Below are 20,167 nucleotides of genomic sequence, written 5' to 3' on the forward strand. Positions count from 1 at the left end.
GCATGCGGTGGGCAGCCCGCGCCTTTTTGGCTGGACTTTGCGTAGTATCGGGCGAGGCGCTGGCCAAACGTCCGGAGATCATCGTGGATCCTGGCGGCGTGCCGCCGGCCGCGCTGCAGGCGATCACCGAGGCGGTGGACGCGATTGCGCGCTTGGCCGAAGACCAGGACGGCGGTGAAATCAACCGCTTGCGCCGGCGCGCGCGCGACGCGACGTTGGCCGCCCTGGCGACCCAGGGCTATTTCTCGCCCACGGTGACGCTCGAAGCCGGCACCGATATCGGCGGGGAAACCTGGGATATCGGCATCGTGTCCGGCAAGCGTACGACCGTGTTGGAAGTGGACTTGAAGTTCACCGGCCGCATCACCCGCCCCGAGTATGCGCAGCGGGTTCAGAAGCTGCGCGACGACTGGCAGTTGAAGGCGGGGCAGCCGTTCATCAACAGCGACTGGAACAAAGCGAAATCGAGCCTGCTGGACCAAGTCTCCACGCGCGACTTCATGTTGGCGCGCATGACGGCGTCGCAGGCCGATATCGAGGCGGACACGGCGTCGGCCGTACTGCGCGTCACCATCGACAGCGGACCCCAGGTCCGCATGGGCGAACTGAATACCGAAGGCCTGAAACGGGTGCCGGACAAGCTGGTGCAGCGCTACGTGCGCTATTCGGTGGGCTCGGCCTACGACCAGAACCGGTTGGACACCTGGCAGCAGGACTTGCAGTCCACCGCGTTCTTCCGGGGCGCCTTCGTCTCGCTGGAGCAGCCGGGCGCCACGCAACAGCAGCAACAGGCTCAAGAGGCGAAATCGGACCGGGTCCGCGCACCCGGGTCGACCGACCTGGCCGCGGCCACGCCGGCGGGGGACCCGTCCGTCTCTGGCGCCGTGCCGCCGCCGCCGGCTGCCTATGACTCCGATGGCGAAGTGACGCTGCCCGTGCAAGTCCGGGTGGTCGAAGCGCCGCCCAAGCGTTTCACGGCCTCGCTGGGCGTGGACGACGAGGCCGGCCTGCGGGTGGAGTCGCTGTACCGGCAGAACGTGGTGTTCGGCCAGCCGCTCACCATGGAGACGGGCTTCAGCGTGGACCGGCTGCGCCAACGCGCCTATGCCGACTTCCTGCTCCCGCCCACCGAGCGCGGCTACAAGGATTCCTTCGGCGTCCTGGCGGACCATTCCGATATCCAGGGCCTGGATGTGACGCGCTACGCGTTGGGCGCGACGCGCCTGCAGGAACGCAAGGGCGCGGGCGACAGCCGCGTGGAATACGAAACCCGGTGGGGTCTGCTGCTGGCGCAGGATCACGTGAAGATCGACGGCGGCGACGAATACACCTTGCCGACGCTGACCGCGACGGCCGAGTGGCTGCGCCGCGATGTGGACAACAAGTACGACCCGCGCGAAGGCAACCTTATCGCCGTGGGTGGCGGTGTCGGCGTCACGCTGGATACCGGCGAGCCCTACACGCGCGCCCGGGTACGGGCCCAGAAATGGTGGCCGATCGGCAAGCTCGACGTGCTGACGGTGCGCGGCGAAGTCGGCCGCGTCTGGTCCAGCAGCAAGGTGCAGGTGCCGGACGATTTCGGCTTCCGCACGGGCGGCGCGCGGTCGATCCGCGGCTACAAGTACCAGAGCATCGGCTTGCAGCGCGACAACGCCGTCGTGGGTGCGCCTACCCTGGTGGTGGGCAGCGTGGAATACGACCACTATTTCAATGAACGCTGGGGCATGGGCGTGTTCGTGGACGCGGGCGACGCGGCCGAATCGTTCGGCGACATGTCGATGGCGGTGGGCTATGGCGTGGGCGCCCGGGTGCGCACGCCGGCGGGCCCGTTATTCCTGGACCTGGCCTACGGGCAGCGTGAACGCGACCTGCGCCTGCACTTTTCGTTGGGGATTGCGTTTTGACGGTGTTGCGCAAAATCCTGCGCCAAATCCTGGTGTGGTGGTTGCCGGGCCTGGCGATGCTGGCCTTGCTGGCCAGCGGATTCCTGTTCTGGCTCGTGGGTTCGCAGAACGGCACGCGGCTGCTGCTGACCACGGCTGCCCAGCAATTGAACGGGCAGGCGCTGGACGTGAACGGTTCGCTCTTGCGCGGCGTGTCGGTGGGCAAGCTGGACCTGGACCTGGGCGGCACCCGGATCGACATCAGCGACTTGCACCTGGATGTGCATTGGCGCGCCTTGGGCGACCGCCTGCTGCATGTGCGCGACGTGTCGGCGGGGTCGGTGCGCGTGGCCTTGACCTCGTCGCCCGACGCGGCGCCCAAGGAAGACGACGGCGCCCCGTTCACGCTGCCGTCACTGCCGGTGGACATCGCCGTCGACCGCGTGGCCCTGGGCGATTTCCAGCTGGATCAGGATGGCCAGCCGTTGCCCGTGACGCTGGGCGACCTGAACGCCACCTTCGCGGCGGGCAAGCAGGGCGCGCAGTTGCGCATCGCCAGCCTGCGCGTGGGCCATGCCGTGGGGCAGGCGGACGTGTCGGGCCAGGCCGAATTGCAGGGCATGGCCGACCCCTGGCCATTCGCCGCGCGGCTGGACGTGACCGCACGCGGCTCGGGTCCGGATTCCCCGCTGTGCCAGGCGGACAAGCTGAGCGGCGTGTTCGACACGCGTCCGGTCAAGGACGGCGCCGCAGCCAAGCCCGACCCCAAGGCCAAGGTTGATCCCAAAGCCAAGCCGGCGCCTAAAGCCGCGGCCGACACCAAGCCCGCTGAACTGGCCGGGCCGCCGGCGCCCGCCTGCCAGGTGGTGTTGCGCGCGGACGCCGCGGGGTCGATGGACGGCATCCAGGCCAAGCTGGACGGCTCGGGTTCCGGGATGTTGATGGACGTGGTGGCCGATCTGGCGCCGCGCACGGCGCTGGTGTTGCGCAGCGCCCGCGCGAATGCGCAATTGCCCGATAAATCAACGCTTTCCGCGCAATTCGATTTGCAGTCCGACACCGTGCAAGGCGCGGGCCGGGACCGTATCGTGGGCACCGTCAGCGCCCAGCGTCTGGATCTGGCGCCGTGGCTGGGCGAGGCCATCCCGCCCGCCGTGCTGACCGTGCGCGGCGACGTGCAAGCCGATATCGAGAACCTGAGCCAGTTGCGGCATGCGGCCGTCGATCTGCGATTTGAAGACGGCACACGCTGGAACAAGCAGCCCTTGACGGGGGCGCTGAAGGCGCAGGTGGACCTTGCCGCGCCGGACGCCGCGACGCCGGGCACCGCGGCACCGCCCGCCGATCCGTCTTTGGATCCGCTGGCCGGGCTGCGCATCCACGGCCTGGACGTGGACCTGAAACTGGGCCGCAACCGGGTCCAGGCCAAGGGTGAACTGGACGCCAAGGACGGTGCGCTGACGCTGGACGCACAGGCGCCCCAATTGGATGCGTTCTGGCCGGGTATTCCGGGCGGCGCGGAATTGAAGGGCAAGTTCGCGGGCACCGTGGCGGCGCATCGCGGCGAGGTCACGGCCGGCTACACGCCTGCCAAGCCGCGTCCCGGCGTGCTGGGGCAAGCGCCCGCCAAGGCCAGCATCGTATTCACCGGCGCCTGGGGCAAGGGCGCCGCGGGCCAGCCGGATGCTGCATTGCTGGGATGGCGCGGCGCGTTTTCCAAGCTGACGGCCGACACCGCCGGCTTTACCGTGACGGCGGACCGGCCGGTCACGTTGGCCTATCTGCCGTCCGCCGTGGCGCCGCAGTGGCAATGGCAGGTCGGACAGACCGCCTTGAGCCTGACGCTGCCCGGCAAGGAACGCCTGACCCTGGCGCATCAGGGCTCGCGCGGCGGCGGCAAGCGCTGGGAAACCGCTGGCCAGGCCGACAATCTGGTCATCACGGCCGCCATGGCCCGCCAGGTGATCGGCGCCGTCGACCCCGAGGCGGCTTCCAAGCTGGGCAAAGGGCCTAGCCGCGTGAATGCGATGATCCCCGAAGGCCAGCGCCGCATTGCCCTGGACCTGTTGTGGGACCTGAAATTCGACGGACGGCTGGGTGGCAAGGCTCGCATTGCGCGCCGCGATGGCGACCTGCTGATTCCGGGCGACCCGCCCATTCCGCTGGGCGTGAAGGCGCTGGTGCTGGACTTGACCGCCACCCCCACCTCCGCGAACGCCAGCCGCCTGGATGCCAAGATCAACCTGGCGACCGCCAAGATGGGCACCGTCAACGGCACCGGTTCGGCCGTGCTGGTCGTCGACGCCAAGGGCGGCATGGCGCTGGACGAGCGCCAGCCCCTGCGCGCCAAGCTGGACGCCGATATTGCCGATCTGGCCTGGATCGGCCTGTTCGTCGGCGATTCGATGGAAGTCGGCGGGGCGGTCAAGGCCAACCTGGAAGCCCAGGGCACCCTGGCCGGCAAGTGGTCCGCCACCGGCACGATCCGTGGCGAGAAGCTGCGCGTGGTGCGCATCGACGACGGCGTGCGCCTGATCGACGGCACCTTGTCGGCACGCCTGGACGGCGACCGGCTGGTGCTGGACAGCCTGCGTTTCCCGGCATCGCTGCGAGTCATGCCGGCGGAATGGCGCACCAAGGAATGGATCACGACCAACCCCGAGGCCAAGGGCGGTTATGCCGAGGCCCGGGGCCAGTGGAACATCATGGACGGCGGCGACATCAAGCTGACCCTGTACCGGTTCCCGGCGCTGCAGCGCTCGGATCGCTACGCCATGGTGTCCGGCGTCATTGACCTGAAGGCGGCCATGCCTCGGATCGAGATCGTGGGCGACCTGAAGGCGGATGCAGGCTGGTTCAGCCTGGAGATCCTGCAAGGCGTGCCTTCCCTGGACGACGATGTGAAAGTGATCCGGGCAGGGCAGGACCCGACCGCGGTATCGACGCCGTTGCAGACCAGCATGAACCTGAAGTTCGACATGGGGCCGCGCTTCTACATTACCGGGATGGGCCTGGACGCGGGCTTGCTGGGTTCCATCCAGATCCTGCTGAACGATGGCCGGCTGTCCGGCGTGGGGCAGTTGCGCACGCGGGGCGGCGGCATCGAGGCCTATGGCCAGAAGCTGCGGCTAAGCCGCGGCACGCTGACCTTCCAGGGCCGGCTGGACAATCCCTTGCTGGACATCGAGGCGCTACGCACCGGCGAACAGGTCGAGGCGGGCGTTAAGGTCGTCGGCACGGCGCAACGTCCCCGGATCGACCTCGTGTCCTATCCCGACGTCAGCGACGTGGAGAAGCTCTCCTGGCTGCTGCTGGGACGGGGCCCGGATGAAAGCGGCAGCGACGCGGCCTTGCTGGTGTCGGTCGGTACGGCGCTGTTGGGGGGCGGGCAGCCGTTCTACAAGCAATTCGGCCTGGACGACGTCAGCGTGCGCACCGGGAATATCGGCAGTTCCGGCAGCATCCTGCCGGACCGCACGGTGGCCGGCGACGTTAACCGGGACAGCGACAGCCAGCTGGCGACCCAGTTCCTGGTGGCCAGCAAGTCGTTCGCCAACGGCATCACGCTCAGCGTCGAGCAGGCGCTGGCGGGCAGTGACACGGTCGGCCGGGCCAGTTACCGGCTGGCGCGCGGCCTGTCCGTGGACTTGAAGGGCGGTTCGGTCAACGGCATCGCGCTGGTCTATCGGACCTTCTGGGGCAACTGAACGGCGGCTGGCGGGGCGGGATCAAGGCGTCCCGCCCCGCCCGCAGGCAGCCTGGGCGCGCTCGGGATAAAATGAGGCCCATTCCTTACCCTTAGCACCAATCCCACCATGAGCATCAAAAGCGACCGCTGGATCCGCCGCCAGGCCGAAGCCGGCATGATCGAACCCTTTGAAGCGGGTCAGGTCCGCACGGCCAATGGCGGGCGCATCGTCAGTTACGGCACCAGCAGCTACGGCTACGACGTGCGCTGCGCCGACGAATTCAAGATCTTCACCAACATCAATTCCACCATCGTCGATCCGAAGAATTTCGACGAAGGCTCTTTCGTGGACTTCAAGGGCGACGTCTGCATCATCCCGCCCAACTCGTTCGCCCTGGCCCGCACGGTCGAGTACTTCCGCATCCCGCGCAGCGTCCTGACGATCTGCCTGGGCAAGAGCACCTACGCGCGCTGCGGCATCATCGTCAACGTGACGCCGCTGGAACCCGAATGGGAAGGCCACGTCACGCTGGAATTCTCGAACACCACGCCGTTGCCCGCCAAGATCTACGCCGGCGAAGGCTGCGCGCAGATGCTGTTCCTGGAAAGCGACGAAGTGTGCGAGACCTCGTACGCTGACCGCGGCGGCAAGTATCAGGGCCAGCGCGGCGTCACGCTGCCGCGTACCTGATCCGTCAGTCGTCCTGTCCGGGCACGGGGCGCAGGTAGTCGATATCCCATTCGCTTTCCGCCGTCTGGACAAATCCATGGCGGCGGTAGAAGCGGTTGGAATCGCTGCCGCGCAACGCACCCACGGCGACCGGCAGCCCGCGGCTGTCGGCCTCCTGCAGAATCTTGCGTATCACCTGGCTGCCCAGGCCTTGCCCCTGCGCGGCGGGCACCACATACAGGTGGTCCAGCCGCAAGCCCGCGCCTTCCGGACGCAGGGCGTAGAACCCCACCCATTGCCCGTTGTGCTGGATCGCCCACGTGTGTTCCGGCTGGAAGGTATTGCGCAGCCGGCTGCGCGCCCGTTCCGGGTCAAAGCGGCCCAAGCGCTCAAGGCTGTCGCGCATGGCGTCGATACGCAGGGTGGCCAGCGCGTCGAAATCCGCTGCCGACACCGGCCGGTACTGGACGTTTCCGCCTGACAGTTCGTCATAGCCGCGGCCCAGGAATTGCAGGATGCAAATGCCGTGGCCGTAAGGGTCGCTCAGGTGCGCGATGCGGCCCCAGGCGTGCGAGGCGGCCGGATCTTCCAGGCGGGCGCCGGCCGCGACCGCCTGATCGACGGCGCGGTCCACGTCTTCGACCACCACGTCCAGATGCACGGGCGTCCAGTGCCGCGCGTAGTCGCGAGACTGGCGTGCCGCGCTGGCCGCGGGGCTTCCAGCCGCCTTCTCCAACAGATAGATGGGCGCATTGGCGCCCAGCATTTCCGCCGCCTTCGGTCCCAGTCGTCGATGCAGGGTCAATCCGAAGGCGCGCCGATAGAAGTCGATGGCGTGTTCAAGATCGGGGACATCGATATTGACCAGGATATGCATAGGGCTTTTCCATTGGATGGGCCTGGAAACCATATCACGGGTCCGGCGCTGAGTGCGGCCGGCAGCGTGCGCGCCGCCCGCTAAAGAAAACCGCTGGCGTGGCCGTAAAAAGGATATATGTGTTTGCCGATTTGGCGACGTCATCTCTGCAAGCTGAGCAAGGCCCCGACCCGTGCGTTACCCCCATATCCCCTGGCTGCCCCTGTTGTTCTATCCCGCGCTGCCAGTGGCCGCCGCGGTCGGCCTGATGTTGTGGCGCGAATGGCCGCCGGCGCTGACGCTGATCGTGCCCTTCGTGCCGTGGGTAATGGCGCTGATCGGCGCGGCGATCTGCCTGATGTACCAGCGCTCGCAAACCATGGCGTTGATGCTGTGCGTGCTGGCTGCCACCGCCGTCTGGCCGACGCTGGCCCGCGAAGCGCCGTGGGCGCTAGGGCCGGTGCTGGCCTGGTGGTCGATGGCCTATACGATCAATGCGGTGTGGTCAGAGCGGTCAAGCATGTTGCTGGACATGGTGGCGCGCATCGGGTTGATGGCTGTGGGCGTGGCGGCGATCGCGCTGGTCGGCAAGGATGGTCTGGCCGATGTCTTCGGGACGTTGGCGGTGCAGGGCAAGCTGGCGCGCCTGGGCGTGCCGGTCGAGGCGCTGGTGGGGCTGCTCTTGACGGGCCTGACGCTGACTTTGCTGTTGCTGCGCTACGGGCGTCCACAGCAGGCGGGGCAATGGCTGGGCTTTGTCTGCATGGCGTGGGCCTTGCCACGCGGCGCGCAGCATCCCATCGAACTGGCCCTCATGTCGGCGGCGGCGCTCACGGCGCTTTCGATTTCGCTGGCGCACGAAGGCTTCCATATGGCGTTTCGCGACGAGCTGACCGGTTTGCCGGGCCGCCGGGCGTTGAACGAACGCCTGCAGCGCATGGGCCGCGTCTACACGCTTGCGATGGCCGACGTGGACCACTTCAAGATATTCAACGATACGCACGGGCACGACGTGGGTGACCAGGTGCTGCGCATGGTGGCGTCGCAACTGCGGCGCGTGCCCGGCGGCGGCCAGGCTTACCGCTACGGCGGCGAAGAGTTCACGTTGGTGTTCCCGGGCAAGACGGCGGCGGAAAGTATGCCCCACCTGGAAACCGTCCGGCGCGCCATCGAGGCCTATCAGATGCGCCTGCGCGACAAGCCCGCCCGGCCCAAGACGGACCAGGTCGGCCAGCGCAGACGGGGCGGTCGGGGCGGACGCGGTTCGCGTCCGTTGCGGGTGACGGTCAGCATCGGCGTGGCCGAGCGCGGTGAGGCCTTGCGGGCGCCGGACGCGGTGATCAAGGCGGCGGATCAGGCGCTGTACAAGGCCAAGGACGGCGGCCGCAACCAGGTGTGCGCGTACGGCGTCCGGCGCAGGGCAAGCGCCTGAGCCGCCGGCCTACTTGCCGGTCAGCGCCAGCGCCATCAGGGTTTCGTCGTAGAGCTCGCCGTTCACGCACAGCGCCTCGCGTTCCCTGCCGTATTCGGCAAAGCCCAGACTGGCGTACAGAGTCGCCGCGGCGGTGTTGTTGGCGGTCACGCTCAACTGCACCTGCCGGATGCCGCGCATGGTCTGGGCGTGCGCGATCGCCGCATGCATCAGCAGCCGTCCCCAGCCGCGCCCGCGCTGCGCAGGGGCGACGTACATGCTCCAGATATGCGCCTTGTGGCGCATCTTCAGTTTGCGCTGGCGGCCCACGCCCACCATGCCGGCAAGGGCGTCGTCCGCAAACACGCCAAACATCGCGCCGTCATCCAGCGGCGTGATCCATCCCCGGATGTCTTCCAGTGTCAGCGTGTGTTCCTCTTCGTAACTCGATCCGAACGATTCCGGGGTTTCTACCAGGGCGTCCAGGCGCAATTGACGCAGGGACGGGGCATCCGGGGCGGTCAGACGTCTGACAAGCGGTGAGGGCATGGCTGCGAAGTGTTGGGAATACGGAACGGTTGGGGACGTTTGGGCAGTATAGGCGGGCCGCTTGCCTATAATGGGTTCATTGCCGCTTGCGGTTTTCACAAAGGAGCCAATGATGTTCGGTTTCCTCAAGATAAACCAGGACGCCAAGCGCGACGAAGTGCAGGAAGAGTTCGTCGCCCGTGTGGCGGATGCTGCGCAAGACTTTGTACAAGCCGCCAGTTCCACTGGCGCAGTGTTGGACTACTCCCTGTCCAGCGTCCACGCGCTCGATGACGCGCTGGAGGCCGCCCACGTCGGGATCTTGCCTCTTACCCCCATGCAGACCGTCGGCGCCGCCGCCTACCTCTACGAGATCGGGCGCCGGGCCCACGGCGGCCTCTACGAGGTCTGCGACGACGAAGACCCCGTCGTGCTGGTCTGCGGTGACCCTGGCTCCGAAGTCTGTTTTGGCGCCATTGCCAAGGTCGAACGGCGCATCCGCTACGGTGCCGCCGAGGCGATCCCCGCCTACTTCGAGCTCTTCACAGCCGCCTTGCAGAAGGGCGAAGCCCACACGATCCGCTAGCCCGGTGCCGTTGTCGCTGCACTGAAAGCGCCCGCTTTTGGCGCGATGACAACGGCCGTGCAGGCCTTCTGGGGATTTCCCTTAGGACTGTAAGAAAAACAGCCCTACAATTCCGCCATTCCCGCCTCCCCGGTGGGTGCTCGCGCCGTCTGTCATCAGGCGGATTTTTACTAGAAGTACACTCGCGCCGCGATAAGCGTCCGATCCCGCCTTGCCCCAGGAGCGCCTGCATGAAATTCCGCTTCCCCATCTTCATCATCGACGAGGACTACCGTTCCGAGAACGCGTCCGGTTTGGGTATCCGTGCCTTATCTGAAGCGATCGAGGCCGAGGGCGTCGAGGTGATCGGGGTGACCAGTTATGGCGACCTGAGTTCGTTTGCGCAACAGCAAAGCCGCGCCAGCGCCTTCATCCTGTCGATCGACGATGAAGAGTTCGACGTGGATTCGCCCGAGGACGTGGCCAGCGCGATCAAGAACCTGCGCATGTTCATCGGCGAACTGCGCTTCCGCAACGCCGACATTCCCATCTATCTGTATGGTGAGACGCGCACGTCGGAACACATTCCGAACGACATCCTGCGCGAACTGCACGGCTTCATCCACATGTTCGAGGACACCCCCGAATTCGTGGCGCGCCACATCATCCGCGAGGCCCGCAGCTACGTGGATTCGCTGCCGCCGCCGTTCTTCCGCGAGCTGGTGAAATACGCGCAGGACGGTTCGTACTCCTGGCACTGTCCCGGCCACTCGGGCGGCGTGGCGTTCCTGAAGAGCCCGGTCGGACGCATGTTCCACCAGTTCTTCGGCGAGAACATGTTGCGCGCCGACGTCTGCAACGCCGTGGACGAACTGGGCCAGCTGCTGGACCACACCGGCCCCGTTGCCGAGTCCGAGCTGAACGCCGCGCGTATCTTCCATGCTGACCATTGCTTCTTCGTCACCAACGGCACCTCGACCTCGAACAAGGTCGTGTGGCATGCCAACGTCGCCGCGGGCGACGTGGTGGTGGTGGACCGCAACTGCCACAAGTCGATCCTGCACGCCATCACGATGACGGGCGCGATCCCGGTGTTCCTGCGCCCCACGCGCAACCACCTGGGCATCATCGGCCCGATCCCGCTGGAAGAGTTCCACCCGGACAATATCCGCAAGAAGATCGAAGCCAACCCCTTCGCGCGCGAAGCGGTGAACAAGAATCCGCGCATCCTGACCCTGACGCAAAGCACGTACGACGGCGTCATCTACAACGTGGAAATGATCAAGGAGCAGCTCGGCAGCTATGTCGATACGCTGCACTTCGACGAAGCCTGGCTGCCGCACGCCTCGTTCCACGAGTTCTACAAGGACATGCACGCCATCGGCCAGGACCGTCCGCGCAGCCATGACGCGATGGTCTTCGCTACGCACTCCACGCACAAGCTGCTGGCCGGCATCTCGCAGGCATCGCAGATCATCGTGCAGGAGTCCGAGACCCGCAAGCTGGACCGCAACGTCTTCAATGAGGCGTACCTGATGCACACGTCGACCTCGCCGCAGTACGCGATCATCGCGTCGTGCGACGTGGCGGCCGCCATGATGGAGCCGCCGGGAGGCACCGCGCTGGTCGAGGAAAGCATCCGCGAAGCGCTGGATTTCCGTCGTGCCATGCGCAAGGTGGAGTCGGAGTTCGGCAAGAACGACTGGTGGTTCAAGGTCTGGGGCCCGAACCGCCTGGTGTCCGAAGGCATCGGCAACCGTGACGAATGGATCCTGGAAGCCAACGACCATTGGCACGGCTTCGGCGAAATGGCCGAAGGCTTCAACATGCTGGACCCGATCAAGGCTACGGTCATCACCCCGGGGCTGGACATGTCGGGCAGCTTCGGCGAAACGGGCATCCCCGCCGCCCTGGTCTCCAAGTACCTGACCGAGCACGGCGTGGTGGTCGAGAAGACGGGCCTGTATTCGTTCTTCATCCTGTTCACCATCGGCATCACCAAGGGCCGCTGGAACACGCTGCTGACCGCCTTGCAGCAGTTCAAGGACGACTACGACCGCAACCAGCCGCTGTGGCGCATCCTGCCGGACTTCTGCAAGGTCCATCGCCGCTACGAGCGCATGGGCCTGCGCGATCTCTGCCAAGAGATCCACGAAGCCTACCGCGCGCGCGACGTCGCCCGCTTGACCACCGAGATGTACCTGAGCGACATGGTGCCGGCGCTTAAGCCGTCTGACGCCTTTGCCCGCATGGCGCACCGCGAGGTCGAACGCGTCGACATCGACAAGCTGGAAGGCCGCGTGACCGGCGTGCTGCTGACGCCGTACCCCCCGGGCATCCCGCTGTTGATCCCGGGCGAACGCTTCAACCGCACGATCGTGCAGTACCTGCAATTCGCGCGCGAGTTCAATGAGCGCTTCCCCGGCTTCGAAACTTACATCCACGGCCTGGCCGACGAAGTGGGTCCGAATGGCGAAAAGCGCTACTACGTTGATTGCCTGATCGAAGAGTGAGGCCTGCGGGTCTGGAGTCCTGATGTTTGATGTAGCCGTACTCGGCGCCGGCGCCGCTGGCATGATGTGTGCAGCGGTGGCCGGCCAGCGCGGCTTGCGCGTGGTGCTGGTCGACCATGCCGAACGCCTGGCGGAGAAGATCCGCATTTCCGGCGGCGGCCGCTGCAATTTCACCAACATCGGGGCCGGACCCGCCAACTTCCTGTCCGACAACCCGCATTTCTGCCGCTCGGCGTTGTCGGCCTACACGCCGCAGGATTTTCTGGCGCTGATGAAGCGCCACCATATCGCCTGGCACGAGAAGCATCGCGGCCAGCTGTTCTGCGACGATTCCAGCGAATCCATCATCGACATGCTGCGCGCCGAGTGCGACGCCGGCAAGGTGCAATGGCGCATGGGCTGTTCGGTATCCGAGATCGGCCACGGTGAAGCGGGCTTTGAGCTGCGCACCGCCCAGGGCGTGATCCGCGCGGCCAAGCTGGTCGTGGCCACCGGCGGCATGGCGATCCCGCAGCTGGGCGCCACTGAATTCGGCTTGAAGATCGCGCGGCAATTCGGCCTGAAAGTCGTCGAGCCCCGGCCGGCGCTGGTGCCGCTGACTTTCGACCCCGCGCAATGGCAGGCGTTGTCGGAGCTGTCGGGCGTGGCGCTGGAAGTCGGCCTGCACACCGGGCAGGGCAAGGCGCGGGGCGAATTCCTGGAAGACCTGCTGTTCACTCACCGGGGCCTGTCGGGCCCGGCGATCCTGCAGATCTCCAGCTATTGGAAGCCCGGCGAGCCCATCGTGATTGACCTGGCGCCGGGCCGCGATCTGGCCCAGGAACTGCTGGCCGCCAAATCCGGCAACCGGCAGCAGCTGCATACCGTGCTGGCGGGGCTTTGGCCCAAACGGCTGGCCGACCGCTGGCTGCATCTGGCCGAGCAGGGCGGCAAACCCGGCCTGGCCGCGTTGCGTCTCGCCGACGCGCCGGACAAGACGCTGCGGGCGCTGGCGCAGGACATCCATCAATGGTCGCTGGTGCCCAGCGGCACCGCCGGCTACAAGAAGGCCGAAGTGATGCGCGGCGGTGTGGACACGCGCGGGCTGGACCAGAAGTCCATGCAGGCCAAGACCACGCCGGGGCTGTATTTCATCGGCGAAGCCGTGGATGTCACCGGCTGGCTGGGCGGCTACAACTTCCAGTGGGCCTGGGCGTCGGGCGTGGCTTGCGGCAAGGCGCTGTAGGGAAGGTGCCCGGCGCATAGCCGGGCGCTATGGCACGAATTGCAACAATACCATTGTGATATCAAATAAAAATACATATCATTTATGTTTTCGATATTGACTTACGCCTTCCATCGGGAAGGCGGGTCCACCGGAGACATGCATGGCCTACACCCTTCCGACCCTGCCGTACGCCTATGACGCCCTGGAGCCTCACATCGACGCGATGACGATGGAGATCCACTACAGCAAGCATCATCAAACCTATGTCACCAGCCTGAACGCGGCCCTGGACGACGCCGGGATCAGCACCGATGAACCCGTCGAAGCCCTGGTGGCCCGCCTGGACCAGTTGCCCGAGGCCATCCGTGGCGCGGTACGCAACCACGGCGGCGGCCACGCCAACCACAGCCTGTTCTGGTCGGTGATGTCGCCCGAAGGCGGCGGCGAACCTGACGGCGCGCTGGCGGCCGCCATCGAATCCGAACTGGGCGGTTTGGCCGCCTTCCGCGAGGCCTTCACCAAGGCGGCGCTGACCCGTTTCGGCAGCGGTTGGGCCTGGCTGTCGGTGACGCCGGCCGGCAAGCTGGTGGTGGAAAGCAGCGCTAACCAGGACAGCCCGCTGATGCAGGGCAATACCCCCATCCTGGGTCTGGATGTCTGGGAACACGCCTACTATCTGAAGTATCAGAACCGCCGTCCCGAATATATCGGCGCCTTCTACAATGTCGTGAACTGGCCCGAAGTGGCTCGCCGCTATGCGGCCGCGAAGGGCTGAGCGCATCTCTCTCAAGGAGGGGAGCGGCCCTATGAACACCTTCAGCCGTCATCGCGTGCGGCCCGCGGCCACCAGCATCAGCGTGTGGACGCTTGCCGTCATGGTGTCCTGCCTGGCGCTGCATCAGCTCTGGGCCTACCTGGACGTGCGCGCGCCGCACGTGGCCGACGCGCTGCTGGGCGGCTTGGTGGCGGCCGCCGCCACCGCGCTGGGCACGCTTCCCATTCTCTTCGCCCGCACCATCCCGCAGAAGGTGCAGGACAGCATGTTCGGCTTTGGCGCCGGGGTGATGCTGGCCGCCAGCGCCTTTTCGCTGGTGGCGCCCGGCATCGAGGCTGCCAAGACCCAGGGCATGGGGCCGTGGGGTGCAGGCCTGACCGTCGGCGCGGCCATCCTGCTGGGCGCGGCAGTCCTGCTGGTGATGGACCGGACCCTGCCGCATGAGCATTTCATCAAGGGCCGCGAGGGCATCGAGGCGCACCGCCTGCGGCGCACCTGGCTGTTCGTGTTCGCCATCACCTTGCACAACCTGCCCGAAGGCCTGGCCATCGGCGTGGGTTATGCGGGCAGCGACCCCGTGCGGGGCACCGCATTGGCTACAGGCATTGCCATCCAGGACATCCCGGAAGGCCTGGTCGTGGCGGTGGCGCTGCTGGCCGCCGGCTACAAGCGCTCCTTCGCCGTGGCGTTGGGCATGCTGTCCGGGCTCGTTGAACCGCTGGGCGCGGTGATCGGCGCCGCTATCGTCGGATTCTCGGCGCCGATGCTGCCGTGGGGCCTGGGTTTTGCGGCCGGCGCCATGCTTTTCGTCATCAGCCACGAGATCATCCCGGAGTCGCACCGCAAGGGCCACGAGGTTTATGCCACCTGCGGGTTGATGATCGGGTTCGTCTTGATGATGTTGCTGGACACCGCGTTGGGATGACCCGGCTGGGCGTCAGAAGGACGGGTTTTCCCCGCCGGGCCGCCCCAAGGGGAAAAAGCCCCCTTGGGGGGCAGCAAGCACGCGTAGCGTGCGCGGCGTGGAGGCCTTTTCCCCGCCGGGCCGCCCCAAGGGGAAAAAGCCCCCTCGGGGGGCAGCAAGCACGCGTAGCGTGCGCGGCGTGGGGGCCTTTCCCGAGGGCTTCTTTTCGTTGTATGCTTGGCGCCGCTGTCACGCATGTTTGCGGGAGAGAGCGGCCTTTCATTTCGGGCCGCCGCCGAAGGCGCAATTCGCCCAGAATCGCTCAGGTAACCGATACCGCACATGCTTGCCCTGTCCCGGTTTTTTACCGTGCGGACGCGGCAAAACAGTACTCTGGAGAGACCTGGCGCCGACCCTGAAGAAGGGACACAACGAGCAGCCCAGGCGCCGAAGGTGCAAACCCGCCATGCGCGGGGCAACTCTCAGGCAAAAGGACAGAGGGGCGGAAGATTCAGCCGTAGCCGCGCGGGCGTAGTCCGCCTGCCGCGACCGGCATTCCGTAACCCTGGCAGAGCCCTGCCGTCCCGGAGTTTCCGCGCATGTCCGCAACCCTCAAACGCACCCCGCTGGCCGAAGAACATATCGCCTCCGGCGCCCGAATGGTCGATTTCGGCGGATGGGACATGCCCTTGGCCTACGGCTCGCAGCTGGAAGAACACCACGCGGTGCGCCAGGACGCCGGCATGTTCGACGTGTCGCACATGCTGAACGCCGACGTCGTCGGCCCGGACGCCTTTGCCTTCCTGCAGCGCCTGGTCGCCAATGACGTGGCCAAGCTGACGGTGCCGGGCAAGGCGCTCTACTCCTGCATGCTGAACCCGCAAGGCGGTGTCATCGACGACCTGATCATCTACTTTTTCGCCGCCGACGAATGGCGCGTGGTGGTCAACGCCGGCACGGCCGACAAAGACATGGCCTGGATGCAGCGCGTGAAGCAGGCCGGCAATTTCGACGTCACCATCACCCCGCGCCGCGATCTGGCCATGGTGGCCGTGCAGGGCCCGAACGCCCGCGCCAAGGTCTGGGCTGCCCGCCCGGCCTGGCAGGCCGCAACCGAAGCGCTGACCCCCTTCGTCGCCGCCATCGTGGGCGACGACACGCTTGTCGCCCGTACCGGCTACACCGGTGAAGACGGCTTTGAAATCGTCCTGCCCGCTACCGAAGTCGTGCAGCTGTGGCGTGATCTCGTCGCCCAGGGCGTGCGCCCCGCGGGCCTGGGCGCGCGCGACACGCTGCGCCTGGAGGCCGGCATGAACCTGTACGGCCAGGACATGGACGAGCTGACGCACCCTGACCAGGCCGGCCTGACCTGGACCGTCTCCCTGAAAGACGCTGAGCGCCGTTTCATCGGCCGCGACGCGCTGGAGCAGTTCGCCACCCCCGCCACCTTCATCGGCCTGAAGCTGCAAGAGCGCGGCGTCATGCGCGCCCACATGGCCGTGCGTACGCCGGCCGGCACGGGTGAACTCACCAGCGGCACCATGTCGCCCACCCTGGGCGTGTCGGTCGGCTTTGCCCGCCTGCCGCAAGGCGTGCGTCCGGGCGACACGGTCGAGGTCGACATCCGCGGCAAATGGGTGCCCGCCCTGGTCTGCAAACTGCCGTTTGTCCGTAACGGCAAAGCCGTCGAACACTCGTAAACTCGAAGCTTCGCGCGAGCGCCGGCCCGGCCAGGGCAAGCGTCGCCCGCGCGAGGCGCGCAACACCATTCATCTACCCGCATTCCCTCAGGAGTTCCCATGAGTCTGCCCACCGATCGCAAGTACACCCAGTCCCACGAATGGGTCAAAGCTGAAGGCGACGTGTTCGTCGTCGGCATCACCGACACCGCCCAGGATCAATTGGGCGATCTGGTTTTCGTTGGCGACGTGAAGGTCGGCGCCAAGCTGAACGCGGGCGAAACCGCCGGCGTGGTCGAGTCGGTCAAGGCCGCCTCCGACATCTACGCACCCGTGGCCGGCGAAATCGTCGCGTTCAACGATGAGCTGGAAAACAACCCCAACCTGATCAACGAATCGGCCTTCACCGCCTGGATCTTCAAGATCAAGCCGGTCAACGCCGCCGATGCCGACAAGCTGCTTGACGCTGCCGGCTACGAAGCCGTCGCCAACGGCTAAAGCTGGCCCGAGGCGGGCACGGCCCCTGTGTCGCGCCCGCCCTGACGCACCACCACCCCGAGATCCCCCCATGTCGCGCGCCCTAGACACCCATACCGACTTCATTCCCCGCCACATCGGCCCCTCCGATGCCGACCAGGCCACCATGCTGAGCGTGATTGGCAGCCCCAGCCTGGACGCCTTGATCGAAGAAGTCGTGCCCGCCAAGATCCGCAGCCAGGCCCCGTTGGCGCTGCCGCCCTCGCGCAGCGAAACCGACGTGCTGGCCGAACTGAAGCAGATCGCGGGCCGCAACAAGGTCTACCGCAACTACATCGGCCAGGGTTACTACGGCACGCAGACGCCCAACGTCGTGCTGCGCAATATTCTTGAGAACCCCGCCTGGTACACGGCCTACACGCCTTACCAGCCGGAGATCTCGCAGGGCCGTCTTGAAGCCCTGCTGAACTACCAGACCATGGTCGCGGACCTGACCGGGCTGGACATTTCCAACGCCTCGCTGCTGGATGAAAGCACCGCTGCCGCCGAAGCCATGACGCTGGCCCGCCGCGGCGCCAAGTCGCAAAGCCCGGTGTTCTTCATCTCGCGCCATGTGCATCCCCAGACCATTGAAGTCGTGCGCACGCGCGCCGAAGGCCTGGGACTGGAAATCGCGGTGGGCGACGAGGCCGAAGGCCTGCCCGAGTGCTTCGGCGTACTGCTGCAGTACCCGCACAGCACCGGCTCCGTCGCCGACTATCGCAAGCTGACCGAAACCGCCCACGCGCAAGGCGCCGTGGTGGCGTGCGCCACCGACCTGCTGGCGCTGGCCGTGCTGGCCGCCCCGGGCGAGTGGGGCGCGGACATCGCTATCGGTTCGGCGCAACGCTTCGGCGTGCCGTTCGGATTCGGCGGCCCGCACGCTGGCTTCATGGCCTGCAAGGATTCGTTCAAGCGCAACATGGCTGGCCGCCTGGTCGGCGTGTCCAAGGACTCGCAAGGCAATCCGGCCATGCGTCTGGCGCTGCAGACGCGCGAACAGCACATCCGCCGCGAAAAGGCGACGTCGAACATCTGCACCGCGCAGGTGCTGCTGGCCGTGATGGCCGGCATGTACGCTGTGTGGCACGGCCCGGTTGGCATCCGCCGCATCGCCTGCCGCGTGCAGCGCAGCACCGCCATCCTGCGCGCCGAACTCGTGAAGCTGGGCGTGAAGGTCGTGAACGACACGTTCTTCGACACGCTGTTGCTGGAAACCGGCCCCGCGACCCCGGCCATCCTGACGGCCGCCGAGTGCGAGCACATCAACCTGCGCCGCGTCGACGGCGCCCGCCTGGCGGTGTCGCTGGACGAGACCGTCACCACGGCCGACCTGCAAGCGCTGGTCAACGTGTTCGCCGCCGGCCTGGAGCGCGATGATGTCGAGCTCGACATCGACGCGCTGGACGCCGCCGCCGCGGGCGGCATCCCCGCTTCGGTGGCCCGCGAAAGCGCCATCCTGACGCACCCGGTCTTCTCCAGCGTGCAGTCCGAAACCGACATGCTGCGCTACCTGCGCCGCCTGGCCGACAAGGATCTGGCCCTGGATCGCACGATGATCCCGCTGGGCTCGTGCACCATGAAGCTGAACGCCACCGCCGAGATGATCCCGATCACCTGGCCCGAGTTCGCGCTGATCCACCCGTTCGCACCCGCTTCGCAAAGCCAGGGCTACAACGAGCTGATCGATCGCCTGTCGGCCGCGCTGTGCGAGATCACCGGCTACGACAACATCAGCCTGCAGCCCAACTCGGGCGCGCAGGGCGAATACGCCGGCCTGCTGGCGATTCGCGGCTACCACCAGGCCAACGGCCAGCATCAGCGCAACGTCTGCCTGATCCCGTCGTCGGCGCACGGCACCAACCCTGCCTCGGCGCAGTTGGCCGGCATGGACGTGGTGGTGGTGGCCTCCGACTCCAACGGCAACGTCGACTTGGGCGACCTGCGCGCCAAGATCGAACAGGTCGGCGACAATCTGGCCGCGCTGATGATCACCTACCCGTCCACGCACGGCGTGTTCGAAGAAGCCGTGACCGAGATCTGCGATCTGGTCCACCAGGCTGGCGGCCAGGTCTACCTGGATGGCGCCAACATGAACGCGATGGTCGGCGTGGCCCAGCCGGGCAAGTTCGGTTCGGACGTGTCCCACCTGAACCTGCACAAGACGTTCTGCATTCCGCACGGTGGCGGCGGCCCCGGCGTGGGTCCCGTGGCGGTGCGCGCCCATCTGGCGCCGTACCTGCCGGGGGTGGTGAACGAGCAGGGCAAGCTGCACGGCGACGCGAAGGTCGGCCCCGTGTCGGCCGCGCCGTTCGGTTCCGCCGGCATCCTGCCGATTCCGTTCGTGTACATCTCGCTGATGGGCGCCGACGGCCTGCGCCGCGCTACCGAAGTGGCCATCCTGAACGCCAACTACATCGCCACCCGCCTGCGTGACCACTACCCGGTCCTGTACGCGGGCCGCAACGGCCGCGTGGCGCATGAATGCATCCTGGACGTGCGTCCGCTGAAGGAAGTCAGCGGCATCAGCGCCGAAGACATCGCCAAGCGCCTGATGGACTATGGTTTCCATGCGCCGACCATGAGCTTCCCGGTGGCCGGCACGCTGATGGTCGAGCCGACGGAATCCGAAGGCGTGGCCGAGCTGGACCGCTTCATCGACGCGATGATCTCGATCCGCGAGGAAATCGCCCAGGTCGAACGCGGCGAACGCGACCGCGAAGACAACGTCCTGAAGAACGCGCCGCACACCGCACAGATGCTGCTGGCCGAAGAATGGCTGCACGACTACCCGCGCCAGCAGGCTGCCTATCCGGTGGCGTCGCTGCGCGAGGCCAAGTACTGGCCGCCGGTGGGCCGTGTGGACAACGCCTACGGCGACCGCAACCTGGTGTGCGCGTGCCTGCCGATCGAAGCGTACGCCTGATGGCTTGAGCCGGGATCGGGATCAGGTTGATCCCGATCCGGCAATA

At 66.6% G+C, this 20,167-nt stretch carries 14 protein-coding genes and 2 riboswitches; of the genes, 12 read left to right on the plus strand and 2 right to left on the minus strand.

Features of this window, described 5'->3' with window-relative positions:
• Window positions 1–2 precede the first annotated feature (2 nt).
• The 3 genes from AC3WMU_RS15050 (at window position 3) to dcd (ending at window position 6,262) form a co-directional block, all read left to right on the plus strand.
• Window positions 3–1,904 carry an autotransporter assembly complex protein TamA gene (locus AC3WMU_RS15050; RefSeq protein ID WP_492282592.1) on the plus strand — a complete coding sequence of 634 codons (1,902 nt, stop codon included), beginning with the start codon at window positions 3–5 and terminating at the stop codon, window positions 1,902–1,904.
• The gene (locus tag AC3WMU_RS15055) at window positions 1,901–5,590 is read left to right on the plus strand and encodes a translocation/assembly module TamB domain-containing protein (RefSeq protein ID WP_492282593.1); all 3,690 of its coding nucleotides are present in this window, start codon (window positions 1,901–1,903) and stop codon (window positions 5,588–5,590) included. The genes AC3WMU_RS15050 and AC3WMU_RS15055 overlap by 4 nt, the downstream gene beginning before the upstream one ends.
• A gap of 108 nt (window positions 5,591–5,698) precedes the next feature.
• Window positions 5,699–6,262 carry a dCTP deaminase gene (gene dcd / locus AC3WMU_RS15060; protein ID WP_006226186.1) on the plus strand — a complete coding sequence of 188 codons (564 nt, stop codon included), beginning with the start codon at window positions 5,699–5,701 and terminating at the stop codon, window positions 6,260–6,262.
• Between the two features lie 4 nt (window positions 6,263–6,266).
• On the opposite strand, the gene AC3WMU_RS15065 is transcribed toward dcd, so the two are convergent.
• Window positions 6,267–7,118, minus strand: coding sequence for a GNAT family N-acetyltransferase (locus tag AC3WMU_RS15065; RefSeq protein ID WP_492282594.1), 852 nt, complete (start codon window positions 7,116–7,118; stop codon window positions 6,267–6,269).
• 172 nt (window positions 7,119–7,290) lie between these two features.
• On the opposite strand from AC3WMU_RS15065, the gene AC3WMU_RS15070 reads away from it, so the two are divergent.
• Window positions 7,291–8,529 (plus strand): GGDEF domain-containing protein, encoded by a 1,239-nt coding sequence (locus AC3WMU_RS15070; RefSeq protein WP_006226188.1) that lies wholly within the window; start codon window positions 7,291–7,293, stop codon window positions 8,527–8,529.
• A 9-nt stretch (window positions 8,530–8,538) separates the two neighbouring features.
• Here the strand turns inward: AC3WMU_RS15070 and AC3WMU_RS15075 are convergent, their stop codons facing one another.
• Window positions 8,539–9,057, minus strand: a complete 519-nt coding sequence (locus tag AC3WMU_RS15075; RefSeq protein WP_035213733.1) for a GNAT family N-acetyltransferase — start codon at window positions 9,055–9,057, stop codon at window positions 8,539–8,541.
• Between the two features lie 112 nt (window positions 9,058–9,169).
• Between AC3WMU_RS15075 and AC3WMU_RS15080 the strand changes: the two genes are divergently transcribed.
• The 8 genes from AC3WMU_RS15080 to gcvP all read left to right on the plus strand — a co-directional run bounded on the left by AC3WMU_RS15080 (window position 9,170) and on the right by gcvP (window position 20,121).
• Complete coding sequence (locus tag AC3WMU_RS15080; protein ID WP_035213748.1) at window positions 9,170–9,622, plus strand: hypothetical protein; 453 nt, start codon at window positions 9,170–9,172, stop codon at window positions 9,620–9,622.
• A gap of 230 nt (window positions 9,623–9,852) precedes the next feature.
• A complete protein-coding gene (locus AC3WMU_RS15085; protein ID WP_006226191.1) occupies window positions 9,853–12,114 on the plus strand; it encodes an arginine/lysine/ornithine decarboxylase in 2,262 nt (753 codons plus the stop codon).
• 22 nt (window positions 12,115–12,136) lie between these two features.
• Window positions 12,137–13,339 carry a BaiN/RdsA family NAD(P)/FAD-dependent oxidoreductase gene (locus tag AC3WMU_RS15090; RefSeq protein ID WP_492282595.1) on the plus strand — a complete coding sequence of 401 codons (1,203 nt, stop codon included), beginning with the start codon at window positions 12,137–12,139 and terminating at the stop codon, window positions 13,337–13,339.
• A gap of 142 nt (window positions 13,340–13,481) precedes the next feature.
• Window positions 13,482–14,096 (plus strand): superoxide dismutase, encoded by a 615-nt coding sequence (locus AC3WMU_RS15095; protein WP_492282596.1) that lies wholly within the window; start codon window positions 13,482–13,484, stop codon window positions 14,094–14,096.
• A gap of 31 nt (window positions 14,097–14,127) precedes the next feature.
• On the plus strand, window positions 14,128–15,021 hold the full coding sequence (locus AC3WMU_RS15100) for a ZIP family metal transporter (protein ID WP_488704041.1): 894 nt from the start codon (window positions 14,128–14,130) through the stop codon (window positions 15,019–15,021).
• A 231-nt stretch (window positions 15,022–15,252) separates the two neighbouring features.
• Window positions 15,253–15,349: riboswitch (glycine riboswitch) on the plus strand.
• A 34-nt stretch (window positions 15,350–15,383) separates the two neighbouring features.
• Window positions 15,384–15,508: riboswitch (glycine riboswitch) on the plus strand.
• Window positions 15,509–15,599: 91 nt separating this feature from the next.
• Window positions 15,600–16,700 carry a glycine cleavage system aminomethyltransferase GcvT gene (gene gcvT, locus AC3WMU_RS15105; RefSeq protein WP_454677850.1) on the plus strand — a complete coding sequence of 367 codons (1,101 nt, stop codon included), beginning with the start codon at window positions 15,600–15,602 and terminating at the stop codon, window positions 16,698–16,700.
• A 99-nt stretch (window positions 16,701–16,799) separates the two neighbouring features.
• Window positions 16,800–17,177 (plus strand): glycine cleavage system protein GcvH, encoded by a 378-nt coding sequence (gcvH, locus tag AC3WMU_RS15110; RefSeq protein WP_006226196.1) that lies wholly within the window; start codon window positions 16,800–16,802, stop codon window positions 17,175–17,177.
• Window positions 17,178–17,247: 70 nt separating this feature from the next.
• Complete coding sequence (gcvP, locus tag AC3WMU_RS15115) at window positions 17,248–20,121, plus strand: aminomethyl-transferring glycine dehydrogenase (protein ID WP_492282597.1); 2,874 nt, start codon at window positions 17,248–17,250, stop codon at window positions 20,119–20,121.
• The last annotated feature ends 46 nt before the right edge of the window (window positions 20,122–20,167 follow it).

This window comes from Achromobacter sp. FW305-C-13 (assembly GCF_058783475.1).